The 19,425-nt window shown below is 68.1% G+C and carries 15 protein-coding genes; 9 read left to right on the top strand and 6 right to left on the bottom strand.

The window, feature by feature from the left end:
- Positions 1-3: 3 nt before the first annotated feature.
- Positions 4-1,290, bottom strand: a complete 1,287-nt coding sequence (locus CIK71_RS09885; RefSeq protein WP_096165346.1) for an ABC transporter substrate-binding protein — start codon at positions 1,288-1,290, stop codon at positions 4-6.
- A 185-nt stretch (positions 1,291-1,475) separates the two neighbouring features.
- Between CIK71_RS09885 and CIK71_RS09880 the strand changes: the two genes are divergently transcribed.
- Positions 1,476-3,014: a DUF3375 domain-containing protein gene (locus CIK71_RS09880; RefSeq protein ID WP_096165426.1), complete on the top strand. Its 1,539-nt coding sequence runs from the start codon at positions 1,476-1,478 to the stop codon at positions 3,012-3,014.
- 158 nt (positions 3,015-3,172) lie between these two features.
- Here CIK71_RS09880 and CIK71_RS09875 read toward each other — a convergent pair whose 3' ends face one another.
- Entirely contained in the window at positions 3,173-3,520 is a 348-nt protein-coding gene (locus CIK71_RS09875) for an MGMT family protein (protein WP_096165345.1), read from the bottom strand.
- A 265-nt stretch (positions 3,521-3,785) separates the two neighbouring features.
- Between CIK71_RS09875 and CIK71_RS09870 the strand changes: the two genes are divergently transcribed.
- Positions 3,786-4,865 (top strand): YeeE/YedE family protein, encoded by a 1,080-nt coding sequence (locus CIK71_RS09870; protein ID WP_096165343.1) that lies wholly within the window; start codon positions 3,786-3,788, stop codon positions 4,863-4,865.
- A gap of 74 nt (positions 4,866-4,939) precedes the next feature.
- Positions 4,940-5,170 (top strand): sulfurtransferase TusA family protein, encoded by a 231-nt coding sequence (locus CIK71_RS09865; RefSeq protein WP_096165342.1) that lies wholly within the window; start codon positions 4,940-4,942, stop codon positions 5,168-5,170.
- A gap of 105 nt (positions 5,171-5,275) precedes the next feature.
- On the opposite strand, the gene CIK71_RS17725 is transcribed toward CIK71_RS09865, so the two are convergent.
- Positions 5,276-6,949, bottom strand: a complete 1,674-nt coding sequence (locus CIK71_RS17725; RefSeq protein WP_096165340.1) for a hypothetical protein — start codon at positions 6,947-6,949, stop codon at positions 5,276-5,278.
- Positions 6,950-7,128: 179 nt separating this feature from the next.
- On the opposite strand from CIK71_RS17725, the gene CIK71_RS09855 reads away from it, so the two are divergent.
- Positions 7,129-7,827 (top strand): DUF4194 domain-containing protein, encoded by a 699-nt coding sequence (locus CIK71_RS09855; protein WP_096165337.1) that lies wholly within the window; start codon positions 7,129-7,131, stop codon positions 7,825-7,827.
- 211 nt (positions 7,828-8,038) lie between these two features.
- On the opposite strand, the gene CIK71_RS09850 is transcribed toward CIK71_RS09855, so the two are convergent.
- Positions 8,039-9,916, bottom strand: a complete 1,878-nt coding sequence (locus CIK71_RS09850) for a CDP-glycerol glycerophosphotransferase family protein (protein ID WP_096165334.1) — start codon at positions 9,914-9,916, stop codon at positions 8,039-8,041.
- Between the two features lie 174 nt (positions 9,917-10,090).
- On the opposite strand from CIK71_RS09850, the gene CIK71_RS09845 reads away from it, so the two are divergent.
- The 4 genes from CIK71_RS09845 to CIK71_RS09830 all read left to right on the top strand — a co-directional run bounded on the left by CIK71_RS09845 (position 10,091) and on the right by CIK71_RS09830 (position 15,410).
- Positions 10,091-12,088 carry a glycosyltransferase family 2 protein gene (locus tag CIK71_RS09845; protein WP_096165332.1) on the top strand — a complete coding sequence of 666 codons (1,998 nt, stop codon included), beginning with the start codon at positions 10,091-10,093 and terminating at the stop codon, positions 12,086-12,088.
- A 162-nt stretch (positions 12,089-12,250) separates the two neighbouring features.
- A complete protein-coding gene (locus tag CIK71_RS09840; RefSeq protein WP_245857451.1) occupies positions 12,251-13,198 on the top strand; it encodes an ABC transporter permease in 948 nt (315 codons plus the stop codon).
- Positions 13,191-14,060, top strand: a complete 870-nt coding sequence (locus CIK71_RS09835) for an ABC transporter ATP-binding protein (protein ID WP_096165330.1) — start codon at positions 13,191-13,193, stop codon at positions 14,058-14,060. The genes CIK71_RS09840 and CIK71_RS09835 overlap by 8 nt, the downstream gene beginning before the upstream one ends.
- 147 nt (positions 14,061-14,207) lie before the next feature.
- A complete protein-coding gene (locus CIK71_RS09830) occupies positions 14,208-15,410 on the top strand; it encodes an acyltransferase family protein (RefSeq protein ID WP_096165329.1) in 1,203 nt (400 codons plus the stop codon).
- A 130-nt stretch (positions 15,411-15,540) separates the two neighbouring features.
- On the opposite strand, the gene CIK71_RS09825 is transcribed toward CIK71_RS09830, so the two are convergent.
- Together CIK71_RS09825 and CIK71_RS09820 are read right to left on the bottom strand one after the other, a co-directional pair.
- A complete protein-coding gene (locus CIK71_RS09825) occupies positions 15,541-16,248 on the bottom strand; it encodes an SDR family NAD(P)-dependent oxidoreductase (RefSeq protein ID WP_096165327.1) in 708 nt (235 codons plus the stop codon).
- Positions 16,241-16,927, bottom strand: coding sequence for an IspD/TarI family cytidylyltransferase (locus CIK71_RS09820; protein ID WP_096165325.1), 687 nt, complete (start codon positions 16,925-16,927; stop codon positions 16,241-16,243). The genes CIK71_RS09825 and CIK71_RS09820 overlap by 8 nt, the downstream gene beginning before the upstream one ends.
- A gap of 623 nt (positions 16,928-17,550) precedes the next feature.
- On the opposite strand from CIK71_RS09820, the gene CIK71_RS09815 reads away from it, so the two are divergent.
- Complete coding sequence (locus tag CIK71_RS09815) at positions 17,551-19,407, top strand: SIP domain-containing protein (RefSeq protein WP_096165323.1); 1,857 nt, start codon at positions 17,551-17,553, stop codon at positions 19,405-19,407.
- The last annotated feature ends 18 nt before the right edge of the window (positions 19,408-19,425 follow it).

Raw genomic sequence — 19,425 nt, 5'->3', positions numbered from 1 at the left:
TGATCAGGCCGAGGTGTTCGACTCGGCGATCGTGGCGAGCTCCTCCTGGTAGCCGGCCACATCGCTCGCGCCGGTGGTGAACTTGCTCGTGGCGTCCGAGATCTGGTTGAGCCAGGCGACCGGGGTCGCCGCGCCATGGGCGAGCGAGGAGCAGATTGTGTCCGCCGCATAGGACTCGATGGCCGTCTGCTGGTAGGCGGGGAAGTCGGCGGTGTCGACATCGGTGCGTGCAGGGATCGATCCCTTGGCCAGCGAGAAGGCGAGCTGACCCTCCTGCGAGCTGATCGTGTCCAGCCAGGCCTTGGCGCCGTCGGGATTCGGGGCGCCGACGGGCAGGGTGAACGAGTCCGCCAGGAAGCCGAAGATCTTCTCGTCGCCCCCGGCGAGCGGGTAGTAGCCGAAGTCCTCGCCGTCGGCCCATTCCGCCTGCTGGAAGGAGGCCACCGCCCAGTCGCCCATGACGTTGTAGGCGGCCGTGCCGTCGATCTGCTGCTGGGTGGCATCGGTCCAGTCCAGGCCGTCGCGATCGGAGTTGGTGAGCTCCATCAGCGCCGAGAAGTGCTCGAGCGCCGTGGTGACGTCCTTGCCGGACCAGTCCGTCCCGCCGTCCCACAGGCCGTTGTAGCCGGCGCTGCCGAGGTCGGCCATGAGGATCGCCTCGAGCAGGTTGACCTGCGTCCAGGTGGTGCCGACGGACAGTCCCGTCACACCCGAGGCGGCGGCCTTCTCGACGTCGGCGATGAAGGCGTCCACGTCGGCCGGGACGGCGGACGGGTCGATCCCGGCGGCCTCCAGCAGCGCGGTGTTCGTCCACACCACGTTCGAGCGGTGGATGTTCGAGGGCACCGAGTAGATCTCGTCCTCGACGGTCAGCAGCTGGACCAGATCATCGGGGAAGGCCTCCGTGAGCCCGTACTCCTCGTAGAGGGAGGAGACGTCCTCGAGCTGGCCCGCATCGATGTAGTCGGCGAGCTCGAGGCCCGCGTGCGCCTGGAAGGTGTCCGGCGGATCGCCCGCCTGCAGGCGGGACTGCAGCATGTCCTTGGCAGCGCTGCCGGCGCCGCCGGCGACCGAGCCGTTGACGAAGGTGAGGTCCGGATAGTCCTTCTCGAACTGCTCCATCAGGGCATCCAGGCCGGCCTTCTCGGAACCCTGCGCCCACCAGGTGAAGACCTCGACGTCCGATCCACCGCCGCCGTCGGACCCTGATCCGCCGCTGCTGCCGCAGGCGGCGAGACCGGTCGCGGCGAGGCCGGTGCCGGAGAGGAGGAGGAAGTTTCTGCGACGCATGGGAGTTCTCCTTTGAACATGCCGATGACTGGGAGGATGCCTGCGCGTCAGTGCGACCGGCAGAGCCCCATCACCGTTCGACATTACCGGAGGAAATGTCCGGATCGGGGGTCCTGCAGGGCACAGCTCGGCAACGAACGGTGCCCGGCCACCCCGTCCGGCCTGCGCCGGTAGACTCCCTCCTCGTGACCACGACCGAGCCGAACCGGTGGACCGACCGCCGCAGCGACGCCGTCTCCGCGCGCAAGGAGACGTACGAGCAGCTGCGTCGGGCCAGCACCTGGCGCCTGCTCGCCGCGACCAAGGCGCCCGCCGTCCTCGCGATCCTGCAGTCCGTGTTCCCCGGCGGCGACCGTCGGCTGCCGCGCAGCGAGCTCATCGCACGCGTGGGCGCGCACCTGTCGCTGCTGCACGACGACGAGTCCGTCTCCGAGGCCCGCGAGGCCGACGGCGAGGCGGCACCCGCCGGGGGCCGCACCGCGGCCGAGTACGTCGACGGCTGGGTGCGCGAGGGGTACCTGACCCGGCGCGATGATCCCCAGCGCACCGAGACCACCTTCGAACCGTCCCCGGCCACGATCGACGCGATCCAGTTCATCGCCTCGCTCGAGGAGCACCGGCCCACCACCACCGAATCGCGCCTGACCCTCGTGGTCCAGCAGTTCGAGCGCCTCGCCGAGGAGACGGAAGCGGACCGCGACGTGCGCCTGGCCGATCTCCAGCGGCGCCGTGAACGGATCGAGGCCGAGATCCGGGAGCTGTCCGAGGGCGAGCTGCTGCTGCCCAGCCCCGAGGCCTCCACCGACCGCCTGCGCGACATCCTCCAGATCGCCTCGGAGCTCTCCGGCGACTTCCTCCAGTACCGCGAGGACCTGCGCGCCGTGGATCTGCACCTGCGCGAGCAGATCCTCTCCCCGGAGACCTCGCGCGGCGAGATCCTCGAGCAGCTGCTCGCCGGCGACGACCTGCTGGGGCAGTCCACCGTGGGCCGCACCTTCACCGCGTTCTTCCGGATGCTCAACGACCCGGCGCAGACCCGCGCCACCCAGGAGGTGGTGGACCGACTGCTCGAGCGCGACTTCGCTCGCACCCTGCAGCGCAGCGAGCGGGAGCGCCTGGCCAACGTGTTCAGCGACCTCTACGAGCCTGCGCAGGAGGTGCTGGACGTCAAGACGGAGCTGTACCGCTCGCTCGCCCGTTTCGTGCGCTCCCAGGACTTCCGCCAGCACCGCGTGCTGCTCGAGGCGCTGCAGGAGGCGCAGGGACTGGCCCTGTCCCAGAAGGACGAGGTCACCACGCGCACCCCGTTCCCGATGGAGCTGGACCTTTCGCGCGTGCAGCTGTCGTCGGTGGCGCAGCACCGGTTGAAGGACCCCACCGATCCCGGGGCGCCCGCCGAGGCCGAGGTGCACGACGCCACGGCGCTGAGCATCGAGGTGCTGCAGGATCTGGTGCGCACCAATGACATCGACATCGTGGGTCTCACCGGCCATGTGAACGAGGTGCGCGGCCTCAGCGGCCAGGCCTCGATCGGTGACGTGCTGCGCGCCCGGCCCGCCGAGCAGGGGCTGGCCAGCGTGATCGGGCTGATGTTCCTGGCCACGAACTACGCGCAGGAGCGCGAGGGCTCCACCGAGATCGTCGGCTGGCAGGAGCTGGACGGCAACCAGTACGCCGCGAAGGTGCCCTCGTTCTACTTCCTGGACGACGTCCCGGTGGAGTGACGTCCTGGTGGCGTGACTCTCCCGTGGCGTGACGTTCCGGTGGTGTGACGTCCCCGTGGCGTGGCGTGGCGTGGCGTGGCGTGACGTGCCGTAGGGAGTCAGCGGCGTCAGTCCTGCGCGCGGTGCGACCCCGTGGGATCTGCGCTGAGATCTGCCGGTTATTCCAGATCTGCCAGATCTGCCAGGTCTGCGCAGGCGCGCTCGGCCGCTTCGGCCAGGAGGTCGAGGTCCGCGCCGAACTCCGCCATCCGGCAGCCGCGCCCGTTGGGCTTCACCACGATGCCTTCCGCCTCCCAATGGGGGAGGGCGCGCGCCAGCAGGGGGTGGTCGCCTGCGGCGTTGGTGACGCGCCACCACGGCACCCCCGAGCCCCAGGTGCGCATGATGCGGCCGACGAGCCGCGGGCCGACGCCCACGATCGCTCCCACCTCGCCATAGGCCGCGACCCGGCCAGGCGGGATCGCCTCGACCACGCGCAGCACCCGCTCGACGGTGACGTCGTCCATGCGGGCGCGAGGGCGAGGCTGATGCGGCTGATCCAGCTGATCCGGCTGATCCGGCTGATCCGGCTGATTCGGGGGCATGGGCCAAGTCTGGCACTGGGATGCGAGCGAGTCGCCCCGGTTGCCCGTCCCTACCCCGCCTCCCGTCCGCCGAGCGTGCCGACTCCCGGCTCCTCGCCGTCCCCGCATCGGCTCCGCAGCGCAGCCAGTCGGTCATGAACCGTGACATGGGTTCCGCTTATGTCATCCCTTAGCTACCGTTGGGCGAATGATTCTCACCGGCCTCCTCATCGGCGCTGCGCTCGGCTACGTGCTGCAGCGCTCCCGCTTCTGCGTCACCGGCGCCTTCCGCGACATCTACCTCTCCCGCTCCACCCGCTACTTCACCCCGTTCGTGCTGGCGATCGCCATCCAGGCCGTCGGGGTCGCCGCGCTCACCAGCGCGGGCGTGCTCTCTCCCGAGGCCGCGTCCTTCGCACCGCTGGCCGTGATCGGCGGCGGGCTGATCTTCGGCGTGGGCATCATCCTCGCCGGCGGCTGCGCCACCGGCACGTACTACCGCGCCGGCGAGGGACTGATCGGTTCATGGGTGGCGCTGATCTTCTACGCCCTGTTCGCCGCGGTCATGAAGTTCGGCCCGCTGGGAGGCTTCACGGAGGCCGCCCGCGCACGTACCGTCGGCTCCGCCACGATCCAGGAGACCCTCGGCGTGAGCGTCTGGGTGCCGACGGTCGTCTTCGCCGGGCTCGTCGCCGCGCTCGTGGTGTGGCAGGTGCGCCGCAACGCCGCACGCTCGGCGGGCCGGCCCGCCGTCTCCCTGCCGGCGCGTCGCACCGGGATCGGCCACTACCTCGCCGACATCCCCTGGAGCCCGTGGGTGGGCGGTGTGCTGCTGGGCCTGATCGCGATCCTCGCCTGGGTGGCCTCCACCGCCGCCGGCCGCAACGGCGGCCTCGGCATCACCACGCCGTCGGCCAAGATCGTCACCTTCCTGTCCACCGGCGACGTGACCCTCGTGGACTGGTCCGTGATGCTCGTGCTCGGCATCCTGGTCGGGTCGTTCATCGCCGCGAAGCTCGCCGGTGAGTTCCGCTGGCGCGTGCCGGACGCATCGACCATCCTGCGCAGCGCGGGAGGCGGTGTCGCGATGGGTGTCGGTGCGGCGCTGGCCGGCGGCTGCACCATCGGCAACTCCCTCGTGGAGACGAGCCTGTTCAGCTACCAGGGCTGGGTGTCGCTGATCGCGATCATCCTCGGCACCTGGGGCGCTGCCTGGTTCCTGCTGGTGCGCCCGCAGCGGGCCGCCGCCTCGAACCGTCCCGCCCCCGTGCTCACCCCCGCGGCTTGACCCGCGCCCCGCGTATCGAGCCCGTCGAACTTCCCGATCCCACGACTACTGCCACTGCACTCCAGGAGGACCCCATGGCCGCTTACACCCTCGAGACCAACGGCGCCGTCTGCCCGTTCCCGCTGATCGACGCGAAGAACGCGATGGAGCAGCTGACCACCGGCGATGACCTGATCATCGGATTCGACTGCACGCAGGCGACGGACTCGCTGCCGCAGTGGGCCGCTGAGGCGGGCCACGACGTGGTCGCCTTCGACCGCGCGGGCGAGGCCGGCTGGACGATCACCGTCCGCAAGGGCGCCTGACGCGTCGCGGACTCACGCCTCACACGCGACTCACGCCTCACACGCACTGCGGGCCGGGAACCTCGGAAGGTTCCCGGCCCGCAGTGTGTGGAGCAGTGGAGGAAGTCAGCCGCGGAGGTCCGGGCCGTCCTCGTCCAGACGCTCGCCGTCGTCCAGGCGCTCGCCCTCGATTCCCTGGCCGCCGGCGTGACGGCCCCGCTGCGGATTCTCCTCACGGGGGTCACGGAACTCCGGGGCGCTCGGCGGGACATTCCCGTCGGCGTCCTCGAAGCGCGGCTCCGTCTGGCCGCCGTCGTCCCGGGTGAGGGGCCGGCCCTGGTGCGGCTGTCCGGAATCGTCCGGGTTCACGGTCCGGATGTGCTCGTCGTAGCCGTCCTGCTGGAACTCGGCCGGCTCCGCCCCGTACTGACCCGCCCCGTAGGGCGAGGCCTGTCCGGGCTGCTCGCCGAAGCGTGCGGCCTCGGCGTCCTCCCGCGAGGTGGGCTGCGCCGCGGCGCCGGCACCGGCTCCGGCTGCGCCACCGGCCGCCGCGCCGCCGGCATGGGCACCGGTCGGCGGAGCACCGGCATCGTTCGGCGCAGAGCGCTGCACCGGATGATCGGCCGGCTGTGCGGGGGCACTGCCGCCGCGGCCCTCGACGCTCCCGCGCTCCGCAGTCTCGGCGCGGCCCTGGGCGCTGGCCGCGTCGTCGTCGCGGTGGACGCGATCGCGGAGGGTCTCGTCATCCAGCGGCTCTCCCTGACGGGGTCCGTCGCCGGCAGGAGCCTGCTCGGCGCGGGCGTCCCGGCCGATCGACTCATCGCGCGGGGGCGCACCTGCGGTCCCGGCACCGGCGGCACCGACTCCCGCAGCACCGGCAGCGCCGGCACCGGGATGGCCTGAGCGGTCACGCTCGATCGGCTCGCCGCGGTCCTCGCGGGGAGCGAGCGGTTCCTGTGCACCGCGGCCCTCGCGGGACGCGGCAGCATCGCGGGTCTCGCGGGTCTCACGGGTGTCGTGCGTTCCGCGGCCGTATGCGTCCCGATCCTCCGCACCGGGGGCAGCGGCAGCTCCGGCGCCGGCCGCGCCGGCTCCGCCGACAGCTCCGGCACCGGCGTCGCGGTGATCGGGGGAGCGGAGCGCATCCTCGTCGCGCTCCGGGGCACGCCGCTCAGGGGCCGCCCCTCGCTCGGGAGCGGGCTGATCGGCACGGTGCGCGCCGGGGTCGGCTCCGGCGGGGCCAGCGGCCTCACGCACCGGCTCACCACGACCTGCCTCGTCACGGACGGGGCCGTCGGCCTTGCGGCGACCGCCCTCGTGCGCGGCGGCACCGGCAGCGGTGCCACCGGCCACTGCGCCGCCTGCTGCGGCGCCACCGGCCGCGGCCCGACGGCCATCGGCGGGGGTATCGGGATCGAGCCGATCCGCCTCGGCGAGCTGCTCATCCACGGAGCTGCGCTCCTGCTCGACCGACGCACGCTGCTGATCGGCCTCCTGGCGGCGACGCTCGGCGGCCACCTGCTCCTGCTCGGCCGCCTTCGCCTTCTTCTGCGCGTCCAGACGGGCACGGTCGGCCTCGAGCTCGGACTCCTTCGCCGTCAGGTCGCGCTCCTGGACGGCTCTGTCCTTCGCCTGCGCTTCCTGCCGGAGCTCGTCGGCGCGCCGACGGTCTTCTTCCTGCTGCTGGGCCTTGCGGCGCTTCGAGGACTGCGCGCCCACCACGATCAGAATGACCAGGAGGACGAGCACTACCACGATGATTCCGATGAGGACGGGCAATGAGATGGGGAGGTCGTTCATCGTCGGCTCCTTGCTATCGGCTCCTCCGCTCGATCGAGCGAAGGGAATCCTGCTCTCGACACGATTGCACCAGATCTGCCGCCCGAACGCACGAAGTTCGCCTCCACGGGTCTCGTCATGGCCCCGTTCACGTCCGTGATATCGCCGCCGCCGCGGGGTCGCCGGTAAGGTGAGTCCCTGTGACCAGCTCAGCGTTCCGCACCGCAGCCGACGACGCCCCGGACCCCGGCGAGGAGTCGCCGTCCCTGCCCGGCTCCGCGCTCGTGGACGAGTCCCGACGGGTGCTCGTGCACCTCATGCAGGGCCCGTTCCTCGACGGCCGGCGGGACCCCGCCCGCTACGCGCAGCTCCTGCGCGACCGCGCGGCGATCGAGACCCGTCTGGCCGATATCTTCCTCGAGCTGGTGGTGGACGACGACGCCCAGGTCGCCTTCGTGCGCCAGAGCGAGGCCGACGCCGACGCTCCGAAACTGCTGCGCCGCCTGACCGGCCTGAACCGTCTGGACTCGGTGCTCCTGCTGGTCCTGCGGCAAATGCTGCTCACCCAGTCCTCCCGCGGCCAGCGCACCGTGGTCTCCGAGGCGGAGGTCCAGCAGGCGCTGGCCGCCTATCGCCGCACCACCTCCACCGACGAGGCCGGCTTCGCCAAGGAGGTGCGTGCGTCGATCGCCAAGATCCAGCGTGCGGGCCTGCTGGACGAGCAGGGCGACGACTACGAGGTCTCCCCGGTGCTGCGGCTCATGATCGGCCCGGACACCGCCCGCGAGTTCATCGCGCTGTACCGGGAGGCCGGCGTGGGCGGGCTCGAGGATCCGGCCGACGAGACTCAGGACGACGACGAGTCACCGACTCCCGCTGCGGGTTCCGACGACGTCTGAGCGCGACATGCGGCGAGCGTTCGACCGGATGGTCAGGGCGCGCTGACGCCAAGACGTGACGCCGGACCGGAAGCCGACGCAGCTGACATTCCGGACGAGGACAGCGACACCAGGCATATAGCGCTGAGGCCCGGATCCACATGGATCCGGGCCTCAGTGTCTTGTGTCAGAGCTTCGACGGGGTGACCGCCGAGCGATCAGCTGAACAGGATCAGTTCTCGCTCTCCTGATCCTGTCCGTCGTCCTCACCGACATCCTCCTGGCCGCTGCTGATGGCGTTCGGGGAGTCCTGGCCCTCGGAAGTCTGCTCCTCGGAGCCTCCCTCCTCACGCTCGGTGGGAGCGTTCTGCGCGGCAATCGACTTGCGCTCATGGAGCACGACGTGTCGCGCGGCATCGACGAAGGCATCGGCATAGTTCTCGGACGGGAACGGGCCGAGGTAATGATCGCGGGTGGCCTTGCGCTGATCCGCCTTGGAATCGTGCACCAGCAGCTCGTCGAGAGCGTCGCCGAGGCTCGTCAGCTCGCGATCGATGACATAGGCGGAGCGCGCGAGCGGGAACGCCTGCTCGAACTCCTCGATCGTCGAGGTCATTGTGACCAGTCCGTACGGCTTGCCCGAGTACAGGAAGTCCGGGACCACCGAGGAGACGTCCGAGATCATGGCGTCGGCCGCGTTGAAGCAGCCGAAGGCGTCGAGGTCCTTCTCGGCCGGGCGGCCGAACAAGTGCTCACGGCCCGTTGCCTCCGCGTCCGCGGTCAGAATCTGTCGAATCTCTCGGATGCGCTGTGCAGCCTCGGGATTGCGGTAGCTGAAGGGATGCGGGCGGAAGATGACCGTCCGCTCCCGAGCCACCAGCTCGCGGATGATCTCCGGCCCCACCGGCAGCGAGCCGTAGTTCGTATCTGCGTAGTGCCCCTCCCAGGTGGGGGCGTAGAGCACTGTCTGGACAGGGATGTTCTCGGGCCCCTGCTGCTCTACGGTCTCGACCTGCGGGCGACCCACGATCGTGAACTTCTCCTTCGGGATGTTCACGCCGTTGTCCTCGTAGCGGTCGATCGCGGCCTGGCCGGCTACGAAGACCTTGTCGTAGAGCGCGGTGACGGGGTTGAAGCTCGAAGCCTTGTCACTGTCGCCGTGCAACAGCTGGACATGGATCATGTGCGGGTAGCGGACCAGGTGAACGTTCGGGGCGGAGTTGTTCACGTAGAACGCAGCGGTCATGTTCGGCGTGATCACATCGTCGAGCTGCCAGATGTTCGTACGCACCACCACGGGCGCATCGGTGAGGTTCGCGATCTCGCGGAAGGCGGAGGTTCGGCGAAGCACGACGATGAACTTCTCGCCGATGCGCTCGAGGTACTCGATCCACATCCCGACCTGGTACGACGAGCCCGAGGGGACGCCGTAGTACAGCACGAACCGGGGGTCGTAGGCCTCGACGGCCGCATAGAGGTCGTTGTCCGCGTGCACCGACTCGCGGATGCGCTGGAACGAGTCCAGTGCGGAGAACCCAGCCAGGCCCAGCGCGATGATCGGCAGAGGGAGGAGCGCACCCGCCGGGACGTGGACCAGCAGCAGAATGCTCGCGAGGGCCGTGAGCGACAGGTCCGTGACGAGGATGAGGTTCACGGGCAGGCGCGGAGGCCGCGTGTCGGTGATGCCGGGAAGGTTCTCAACGCGGAGCTTGCGCCCTGGGGCGACCCGGGCGACGACCGGCTCGGCCAGGGGCACCAGTGTGAAGAGGCTGAGTGCCACCCAGCCGACAGGCCCAGCGGCGCCCATGCTCCAGGCGATGCCGAGCGGGAGGAGGGCGAGCGCGAGGCGGATCCCGTGCTCACCCGACAATGCGGTGCGTGACACACGCTTGCGCAGACGGCGGTACCCGCGGCGGATCAGGATGAAGAACGGATAGACAGCTGGGATGGCGGCGATTGCGGGGTGCACCCCGATCGCGAGCAGGACCAGCGGGGCGAGCGCGAACACCGTCTGGGTCAGTCGCCTGCGGAGACCCGCCATGCGGGCCCAGGGGATCCTCATCCGGCGTCCGGGGGCAGCTTCGCTGCCTGGGCTTTCGTTCTGAGTCATCGCCGAGAGGCTCCTTGGTGGGCGGATCGTACGGACGTCGGGACTTCTGCCTCCTATAGTGAGGGCTTGCCTCCGACAATCTGGCACGCCGAGGATACCGGCTTCGACGTGCCCGTTCGGAACTCCAGCCGGACCATCCCGCCACACGAACGCGAACTGAGGGAGCTTCCCCCCATGACGACTGCTGCAGAACCGACGACGCCTCTCGTCTCGATGGTGGTGCCGGTCTACAACTCGATCACCTACCTCGCGGAGACGCTTGACTCCCTGCTGGTTCAGGATGTCTCGGAAGAAGAGCTCGAAGTCGTCATCGTCGACGACGGATCCGATGACGGGTCAGAGAAGATGGTGGACGAGTACGCCGCGCGCCACCCGAACTTCCGAGTGATCCACCAGGAACAGTCCGGAAGCCCCGCTTCTCCGTGCAATGAGGGTGTCTGGGCATCGCGCGGCAAGTACTTCTTCATCCTTGGCTCCGACGACGTCATGGCCCCAGGCGCCCTGCGCGAACTCGTCGACGTCGCCGAACGGGAGCACTCCGACGTGGTCCTGGCGAAGCTCGGGAGCCTCGGTGGCAGGCGCACTCCCGGTAGCGTGTACAAGAAGACCGTGTACGACGCCGACCTGGTGGAGCACAAGATCTTCAACACGCTCGCCGCGGTGAAGCTCTTCCGGCGCGACCTCGTGGACATCACCGGCGCGTTCCATCCGCCGCACCTGCGTGTGGGATCTGATCAGCCGTTCGTCGCCGCGCTCTTCCTCGCCGCGAAAAAATTCAGTATTTGCGCCGACCGCGAGTACGTCCTCATCCGGAGGCGGGACGACGGCTCGAACATCACCCGGACGTTCCGCTCGCCGATCGAGTACGTCGACCTCTCTAGCGCCGTGCTCGGCGCCATCGTCAAGGGGACCGAGCCGGGTCCGCTGCGCGACGGGGTGGTCCGACGGACGTTCCGGCGTGAGATCCCACAGATCGTGGGCCGCTCGTTCCTGGATCTCTCGGAGGGCGAGCAGCGCACCCAGATGGGCCGGGTCCGGGAGATGCTCGCCCCGGTGTACAACGATGCCACCGCCGTGCATTTCGATCCCCGTACTCGCACGAAGATCGACCTCATGATCGACGGCGACCTGGACGCGCTGCGTGAATTCATCACTTGGGAGCATTCGAACACCGATGCCCCAGTGGTGCACGACGGCACAACGTTCCGATACTCGGTCCCCGCAGATCTGGCAGCGCAGATCGGCCCGCACCGGCTGCACGCTCCGACCGTGAAGGCCGAGACCAAGCTGACCGCGGTCTCGGTCACGGGGACGGTTCTCGAGATCAGTGCCTTGGCGATCGCGTTGGAGAGCGGGACCGCTTCTTCCGAGACCTTCTTGCGACTGCGTGACCGCTCGACAGCCGATGAGGTCGACGTCCCGTCCGAGACGGTGACGGAGCTGACCCGGTCCTCGGGCAGCGGCCATGAGATCCGGGCGCGGGTGGACCTAGGCGGATACTCGATAGGAGTCTGGGACGCCTACATCGTCCAGCGCTTCGGCGAGGACGAGATCGTCAGTCGCTTCGGCGCGCAGAAGGCCAAGGACGTCCCCACGAACGCGACCTATCTCTTTTCCAGCGGAGAGGAGCCGCACGCAGTAGGAAAGCTCTACTACACACGCGGTCCCGGGAACCTTTCTGTCGATCTCGGGTTCACCCTCACGAAGAATGAGCTGCCTGAAGTGACCATCCGCGGTGTTGTCCAGCAGCGCGGGGGAGGCGAGCTCGCCGTGGCTCGCGTGCTCAGCGACGGCGCAGTCGAGTTCCTGTCGTCGTCGTCCGACGGCTCGTGGGCCACGGTGCCGTATGCCTCGTTGACGGGTGATCTGTATGTCGTCGAGTTGCCATCCAGTCTGCCGCGAGGCGGAGACAGCCGTCGGCTTCTGGTCCGCAGCGGCGGCGAGGAGCGGAAGGTTCCGCTGGGAGAGTCTTCGCCTCTCAGCGAGGCAGGAACGTGCGACATGGCCGAAGCAGATCCGGTACGACATGAGGGAGAGCACACCGTTGACATCTTCCGTGGCGCGGTCGGGGACCTTCGCATTGTGGGTCGCCGGTCCGCTCGGCGTGCTGGGCGAGAGGTGAAGTCCCTGGTCCGGCGACTGCGCGGGGCCCGTGGACGCGACCACAGGTGAGGACCGCCAGCGGACGGAGAGGACAGCGGCATGGTCGCCGAGTGTCGACGTGAGGTCCGTCGCGTGAACGGGCAGGTAGCGTCGCCCTCGCTATGATGAACGGCAGTCCGATGGCCCCTGCATGCGCAGAGGAACAGCTCTCGGTGAGATTGGAGCAAGGCCTTGACCGTTGGCGAGGAAGTGCGTGGCGAGGCACCGCTGGTGCCGCCGCCGCTGGAACGCACCTTCGACCAGGCAGAGGTGGACTCCGCTGCCCGGGAGAACGGACTGGAGCCGATCGGGGTGCGCCCGCATCTGGGTGCCTACCTGAAGGATCTGTGGTCGCGCCGCTCCTTCATCAAGGTGATGGCCATCTCCAAGGCCTACGCGGAGAACCAGAACACCTACCTCGGGCAGCTGTGGACGCTGTTCTCTCCGATGATGAACGCCGCTGTCTACGTGGTCATCTTCGGGTTCATCCTGCAGGTGGGCCGCGCGGGCATCGAGAACACGATCGCCTTCATCGTGTGCGGCGTGTTCATGTTCCGCTTCTTCGAGCGCTCCGTGATGGCAGGCGCCCACTCGATCAACAAGAACCTCAATCTGGTGCGGTCGGTGAAGTTCCCTCGAGCCGTGCTGCCGATCGCCGGGGTGCTCTCCGAACTCGCCATCCTCGGGCCTGCCGTAGTGGTCATGGCCGTCATTTCGTACGTCTCGGGCTTCCTGCCCTTTGCCGGCAAGGTCACCATCGACTGGTACTGGCTGCTGACGATCCCCGCGATCGGCTTGCTCTGGATCTTCTCCACCGGCTGCGCCTTCCTCATGGCGCGCTGGGTCGCGATCACGCCGGACCTCGACAACCTCATCCCGCACGTGATGCGCGTGATGATGTACGCCTCCGGCGTGATCTTCTCGATCGACCGTTACCTCGGCCAGTTCAGCTGGGGCTGGATCGCCCAGTACCAGCCGGTCGCCGTCTACCTGTACTTGGTGCGCTCCTGCCTGCTGAACGAGCCCGCATACCCGCAGTCGCTGTTCATGTGGCTGCTCGGCATCGGCTGGGCGATCGTCTTCGCGGTCGTAGGCTTCCTCGTGTTCTGGCGGGGAGAGGAGCGGTACGGACGTGACTGAAGCTGAAGAAGTCGATTTCGAGATCGATCCGGAGGACCTCGAGGGCGGGCCGGTCGTTGCCGCCCCGTCCGACCACCTCTCCCTGCTCGTCAACGACCTGCACGTCACCTACCGAGTCTTCGGTGCGAAGAAGGTGGGGCACGGCCCTGGCGACAAGCAGGGGCCCTTGCAGAAGCTGCTGCGGCGCGGTGCCCGCCAGCCTCCCGTGCGCGAGGTCAAGGCGGTCCGTGGCATCACCTTCGCCGCCAAGCATGGTGAGTCCATCGGGATCATCGGGGTGAACGGCTCTGGCAAGTCCACCCTGCTGCGTGCGATCGCCGGACTCATCCCGCCGGCCGCCGGCACCGTGCACGTGGCCAGCAGCCCCTCCTTGCTGGGCGTGAACGCCGTGCTCATGAAGGACCTCACGGGCGAGCGCAACATCATGATCGGCGCGCTCGCGCTCGGCCTGACCACCAAGGAAGTCGAAGAGCGCTATCAGGAGATCGTGGACTTCGCCGACCTCGGTGAATTCGTGAACCTGCCGATGAAGGCCTACTCCTCCGGCATGGGTGCGCGCCTGCGCTTCGCCATCTCCGCCTCTGCTGTTCCGGACATCCTCATGATCGACGAAGCTCTCGCCACGGGCGACGCCGCTTTCCGGGCCAAGAGCAAGGCGAAGATGGACTCGGTGCGTGAATCCGCCGGCACCGTGTTCCTGGTCAGCCACTCGCTCGGCACCATCCAGAACATGTGCAGCCGTGTGCTGTGGGTCCACGAGGGCAAGCTCGTGATGGATGGTGACCCCGAAGAGGTCTGCGGCCGGTACAAGCAGTTCGTGGCCGAGTCGAAAGAGCATGCCAAAGCGAAGGCGAAGGGGTGACCTTTTCGCCGGTAGACATGTAACAGCAGGCCGAACGTTCCCCGCCATGCCTCCTGATGGAGGGCGTCGCATGGGTTATGTTCACCGAGCGTGCGCTGCTCAGGATCATCGCTGACGGGCGACAAGTAGAGTCAGGAAGAAGGCGTCATGGTCGAGAAGTCGGCGCCGTCTCGTCAGCGGGTCGAGATCGTGGACCAACTGCGTCTCCTCGCCGCAGTCTCGGTCGTGGCGTTCCATTACTTGTACAACGGGATCAAGAACGGCAAGGTCGACAGTATCGACCATGAGCCCATCGCGGCGGTGGCTCAGTACGGATACCTCGGCGTGAACTTCTTCTTCATGATAAGCGGGTACGTCATCTTCGCCTCGGCGCGGGGGAAGTCCGCACGCCAGTTCGCCGTTGGTCGTGCCCTGCGGCTCTACCCTGCATTCTGGGTCGCACTGATCGTGACCACAGCCTTCTCACTCTTTCTCGGCGGGGACCAGATGGGCGTGACTTTCCCGCAATTCCTCACGAACCTCACGATCGTCCCGAATCTGCTCGATCAGCCGCTCGTGGACGGGGTGTACTGGACGCTGCTGTACGAGGTGCAGTTTTACTTCTTGGTGTTCCTGCTCATCCTCTTCGGACAGGGGAAGCGGCTCGAAGTCCTCATACCAGCCTGGGCGATTCTCATGTTCTACCTGACTATGGCAGCGCCTGAGATGACGAGCAGCGCTCCCTACCTCGGCGGGTACTTCATCTGGTTCGCAGCCGGTGCGATCATCGCGTCCATCGTTGAATCCGGGTGGTCAACCTACAAGGTAGTCGGGCTCCTCGCGGCTTACCTGCCGATCAGCCATTTCGAGCTGACGCTCTTGACTGGCCTCAAGACTCTGATCTTCGTGGTCCTGCTCGTTACGCTCAGCCCGAGAGTTCGTAGTCTGAGGTTGCCGGGGTCCAAGACCGCCGGAGCCCTGACGTACCCTCTGTACCTCCTTCACGCCCATATCGGCTATATGCTCCTGGACCGGTTCGCGACGGAGGAGAACAAGTGGGTCGCCTATCCGGTGATCCTTGCATTCGTGGTCGCCCTAGCCTTCACTCTCCATCGGCTCGTCGAACAGAACCAGGCCTCCCGGCGCTTCTGGTCCTGGCTGTTCTCCAATGCCCTCGGCAGTGTCGTCGACGTGCTCCAGCGCATTGTCGACCTGATGCTGCCTGCCGGGGCGAAAACGGAATCGGGTGCGATTCCCGGCTCGAGCCTCGCAGACTCCACGACATCGATAATGCCGGCTGAGCCTTCCAACGTCTCTGCCGAAGGGCGTTCCAGCCTGTCGCCTGAGCTCGTGAAGGCCCCAGAGAGCTGAGTGCCGTATCGGCCCACAGTTCGCGCGCACTTCCCGGGTGCACACAGAGGTGTGCCCCCGCTCAGGGAGCGGGGGCACACCTTCCGTCGATCACGGCCCCGTCGGCCGGGAGCGACTCACGCGTAGAGGCTCATTGCCGCACGACGATGTTCTCCGAGTCGATGAACTTGCCGACGGAGGACGACAGCGTGCTGATCACCTGAGCGACGTGCTCGGGCTGCATGATCGTCGTCGGATCCTCGTCAGGTGCGAGGGTCTTGCGCAGAGCAGTCGCGGTGCGGCCGGGGGAGAGGCACACCACGCGGGTGCCGTAGATCGACAGCTCCTCGCGCATCACCTGGCTCATGTTGATCACTGCGGCCTTGGAGGCCGAGTAGGTCAGCCAGCCGGACCGGCCGTTGATGCCGGCGGTCGAAGCGATGTTGACGATGAGATCGAACGTGTTGCCGCGGTTCAGCAGCGCCTTGATGATCGTGAACGGCGCGTAGACGTTCACCTCCATCGTCTTCTCGAAGTCGGCCATCTTGACCTGCTGGAGCGGCACCGGATTGGTGTAGCCGGCGTTGTTGACGAGGATGTCGATGTTGCCGACCTCGTCATAGGCGCGCTTCACGGCCTTCTTCAGTGCGGCGCGGTCACCCACGTCGACCTTGTACGGCACGAGCTTGCGGCCGATCGGCAGCTCCTTCTCGAGCTCCGCGACGTTGGTGTCGAAGTCCTCCGAATCACGGGCGAACATGACCACGGTGGTGATGTCGTCGTGGTTGAGGATGAACCGGCGGGTGGTCTCGAGGCCGATGCCACGCGACGCTCCGGTCACGAGTGCGGTCTTACTCATTGTCGTCCTCCTCCGGGCGCAGGAGGAACCCTGCCATCTTGAGATCCGTGTTCGTGGTGACCTTGAAGTTCTCGTCCGACCCGTCGATGAAGTGGACGGGGAAGCCGCTGTCTGCCACGAGGGTGGCGTCCTCGGTGAACTCGATGTCCTCGCGCACTGCGCGCTCGTGGGACGCCTCGAGATCGGCCTTGGAGAACTTCTGGGGGAGCTGGACGTTGCGCAGCCGCGCGCGGTCCAGCGAACCGGTCACCTCGGAGGTCTCCGGGTCCACCGGAGCCACCGTGAAGGAGATCTCGGACATCAGCGAGACGTTCTTGTGCTTGGACTCGATCAGTCCGCGGAAGTCGCTCTCGCGCACCAGGGGGCGAGCGGACTCGTGGATGATCACGTCGTCGTTGGTGCAGTGCGGCAGCATCGCGGCCACCGAGGCGTGGCGGGAGTGGCCGGCCTCGACCAGTGTGACGGGAGTCGAGATCGCGTAGGCCTGGAGGACCTCTTCGATCTGCTCACGCCACTCGGGCGGGTAGTTCACCACAATCTGGGAGATCTTCTCGACGCGGTCGGCGCTGACGAGCGCGTAGACGAGGATCGGGATTCCGCGGAGCTTCAGGAGCTGCTTGGGCTGACTTGCACCCGTGCGACTGCCTATTCCGCCATTGAGGAGGATGAGTGAGTACATATAGACGTTCCTTCGTGCGGGTCGGCGGCGCTGCCGGGTGACGTGGAGCCACACCTGCAGTGACCGCATCCGTCGAGTTCACCGGGTCGCTACGGGAGAGACCCTCTGCGGTCACCCTACGATGCCACGCCCCGACAAATGTGCGGCGCGCGGAGAGCTGAGCGTGTTGAGCGTGTTGCCTCGTCGAGCCGGCCCCGGAGCCCGCTCGGATCGATCGTGAAAAGATCCGGCCAGCGTTCGAGGAGGGTGTGGCCCGGCGCTGTGCGCTGGGGGACCGGGCTCTGCGCAGAGTCTGTCGGCCAGTGCGCACGCCGTCCGCGCGGTGTGTGTGCCCGCGGACGGCGGAGCATCGGACCGGGCGGGGCGCCCGGGCGACGGAATGATCTGTGTCACCGAGGCGAGGGCTGCGAGCCTGCGGCGTGCAGTGATGCGCGCCCGGTCGGGCCGCGACGGTGGACGGCAATTGCGCGCCGAGCGGCTTGCGGAATAAGGTCAGGCATGCCTAATCGCAGTGCGCAGGGCCGTTCTCGGCCCGGCGCGGCGAGGGCATCTCGTCGGTGGCGCTGCCGGCCTGCTGAGGCCGATGGACCACCCGACCCCTGCGACCGGAAGGTGACCTGCTGATGGCACTGATCGAGGCTCGCAATCTGCACCTGGCCTACGACCGTCACGAGGTCGTCCGCGATCTTGATCTGACGCTCCCCGAGGGGCTCATCACGATCATCGTCGGCGCCAACGGCTGCGGGAAGTCCACGGTGCTGCGTGGCCTCTCGCGCCTGATGACGCCCCGCGGCGGGTCCGTGGTCCTCGACGGCAAGGAGCTGCAGGCTTTCGGCGGCAAGGACCTCGCCCGGCGCCTCGGGCTGCTGCCGCAGTCCCCGCTCGCTCCCGACGGAGTCACCGTGCGCGAACTCATCGCCCGCGGCCGCTTCCCCCACCAGGGACTGTTCCCGCAATGGCGCGACGACGACGAGCGCGCCGTGCAGGAGGCGCTGGAGGCCACCAGCACCGTCCCCCTGCAGGACCGACCGGTGGCCGAGCTCTCCGGCGGCCAGCGCCAACGGGTCTGGATCGCGATGGCCCTCGCCCAGCAGACCGACGTGCTCCTGCTGGACGAGCCCACCACGTTCCTCGACCTCACCCACCAGCTCGACGTGCTCGACGTGGTGCGCGACCTCAACCGCGAGCGCGGCACCACCATCGGCATCGTCCTGCACGACCTCAACCTCGCGGCCCGCTACGCCGATCACCTGATCGCCGTGAAGGACGGCCGCATCCACACCGAGGGACCTCCCCGCGACGTGATCACCGCGCAGATGGTGCACGACGTCTTCGCCCTCGACGCCCGCATCGTTCCCGACTCCCTCACGGGCACCCCCATGGTGCTGCCGCACGGGCGCGGGAACGCACACCACGACGCCTCCGAGGAGGACGCCATGACCACACTGATCACCGACCCGGCAGCATCCGTCTCCGAGCAGCTGCCCGCCCTCGAGAACAGCTCGATGCTCGCCTTCGACCTCACCGTCGCCGCGCGCAAGCCGCTGGGATCCACCCTGGTGCGCTTCACCTTCACCAGCCCTGACCTGGTGCACTTCGGCACCAACTCCCATCCACTGGACATGCGCATCAAGATGGTCATCCCCGGCCCCGAGGCGAGCGCGGACCACTTCGCCGGCGTGCGCCCCGGAGCGATGGCGGATCCCACGTTCTTCGCCGAGTGGTACCGCCAGTGGCTGCAGATCGATCCTCGCGACCGCGGCTGGATGCGCACCTACACGGTGCGGGACTTCCGCGCCGCCGGGCACCCCGGCAACGTCAGCGAGCACCCGGAGATCGACGTCGACTTCGTGCTCCACCTCGAGCCCGAGCAGGCCTTCGGCAGCGGGGTCGCCGCGCACTGGGCCCACGGCGCCGAGGTCGGCGACACGGTCTCCATGCTGGGCCCGAACAAGCACCTCGTCGGCCCGGACTACGGCGGCATCGAGTTCCGTCCCGGCACGGCCCGCACCGTGCTGCTGGTGGGCGACGAGACCGCCCTGCCCGCGATCGGCTCGATCCTGGAGTCGCTGCCCGCCTCGATCACCGGCCATGCGCTGGTGGAGATCCCCGATGCGTCCGACGAGCAGCACATGCTCACGCGTTCCGGTGTGCAGGTGCGCTGGCTGCCTCGCGAGGGCCGCCCGCACGGCGAGCTGCTGAGCGCCGAGGTGAAGCGCCTGATGAGCGAGGACGCCCAGGCGTTCCACGCCGAATGCCCCGACGGCGACGAGAGCCCTGTCGCGGAGCTCGAGGACGTCGACGTGGACTCCTCGATCCTCTGGGAGACCTCCACCGGTCACGGCGCCTTCTACGCGTGGCTGGCCGGCGAGGCCGGCGTGATCAAGTCCCTGCGCCGGCACCTGGTCAGCGAGCTCGGCCTGGACCGCAAGCAGGTCTCGTTCATGGGCTATTGGCGCACGGGTCGGCCCGAGCACTGAGCACGCCGAGCCTGCGAC

This window comes from Brachybacterium alimentarium, from assembly GCF_002332425.1.
Taxonomy (GTDB): domain Bacteria; phylum Actinomycetota; class Actinomycetes; order Actinomycetales; family Dermabacteraceae; genus Brachybacterium; species Brachybacterium alimentarium.
The sequence above is the reverse complement of the archived record's forward strand: the minus strand, read 5'-3'. Positions and strand labels throughout refer to the sequence as shown.

Bases quoted from the DNA above. Each gene is read 5' to 3' on its own strand.
- CIK71_RS09885 (WP_096165346.1), bottom strand. From the start codon at position 1,290: ATGCGTCGCAGAAACTTCCTCCTCCTCTCCGGCACCGGCCTCGCCGCG.
- CIK71_RS09875 (WP_096165345.1), bottom strand. From the start codon at position 3,520: ATGGACGACGTCACCGTCGAGCGGGTGCTGCGCGTGGTCGAGGCGATC.
- CIK71_RS09870 (WP_096165343.1), top strand. From the start codon at position 3,786: ATGATTCTCACCGGCCTCCTCATCGGCGCTGCGCTCGGCTACGTGCTG.
- CIK71_RS09865 (WP_096165342.1), top strand. From the start codon at position 4,940: ATGGCCGCTTACACCCTCGAGACCAACGGCGCCGTCTGCCCGTTCCCG.
- CIK71_RS17725 (WP_096165340.1), bottom strand. From the start codon at position 6,949: ATGAACGACCTCCCCATCTCATTGCCCGTCCTCATCGGAATCATCGTG.
- CIK71_RS09850 (WP_096165334.1), bottom strand. From the start codon at position 9,916: ATGACTCAGAACGAAAGCCCAGGCAGCGAAGCTGCCCCCGGACGCCGG.
- CIK71_RS09845 (WP_096165332.1), top strand. From the start codon at position 10,091: ATGACGACTGCTGCAGAACCGACGACGCCTCTCGTCTCGATGGTGGTG.
- CIK71_RS09830 (WP_096165329.1), top strand. From the start codon at position 14,208: ATGGTCGAGAAGTCGGCGCCGTCTCGTCAGCGGGTCGAGATCGTGGAC.
- CIK71_RS09825 (WP_096165327.1), bottom strand. From the start codon at position 16,248: ATGAGTAAGACCGCACTCGTGACCGGAGCGTCGCGTGGCATCGGCCTC.
- CIK71_RS09820 (WP_096165325.1), bottom strand. From the start codon at position 16,927: ATGTACTCACTCATCCTCCTCAATGGCGGAATAGGCAGTCGCACGGGT.
- CIK71_RS09815 (WP_096165323.1), top strand. From the start codon at position 17,551: ATGGCACTGATCGAGGCTCGCAATCTGCACCTGGCCTACGACCGTCAC.